This window comes from Listeria costaricensis (assembly GCF_900183385.1).
In the GTDB taxonomy this organism is placed as follows: Bacteria; Bacillota; Bacilli; order Lactobacillales; family Listeriaceae; genus Listeria; species Listeria costaricensis.
Genome location: NZ_FXUT01000003.1, coordinates 1 through 300 on the forward strand (window position 1 = coordinate 1; position 300 = coordinate 300).

The 300-nt window shown below is 49.0% G+C and carries 1 protein-coding gene; it reads left to right on the forward strand.

Annotation, left to right across the window (positions count from 1 at the left end):
• Positions 1–300 (forward strand): S24/S26 family peptidase (locus tag CS921_RS02705; RefSeq protein WP_205527755.1); only part of this gene is annotated, 300 nt, incomplete at both ends.

Here is a 300-nt window from a genome sequence, read left to right on the forward strand (position 1 = left end):
AGCGCTTCAACAGGTGGCTGTCCAGAAACAGCCAGCCGAACCAGTAGAAACCCCCATGGCCCTGCGTCCCAAGAAACCCATCCAAAAGAAACGCCGCCTATCCAAAAAATGGATCGCCGGTATCGCCCTTATTCTGATCGGTTTACTCATCTTCATCTTCTACGCCAATTTTTCACTGGCACGAGTAGAAGGCAATTCCATGGTGCCGACCTTGACAGATGGCGACTGGGTTCTCATGTATAAAAACAGCGATCTGTTGGAACGCGGCGACATTATTTCTTTCAATTCGCCTGATAAATC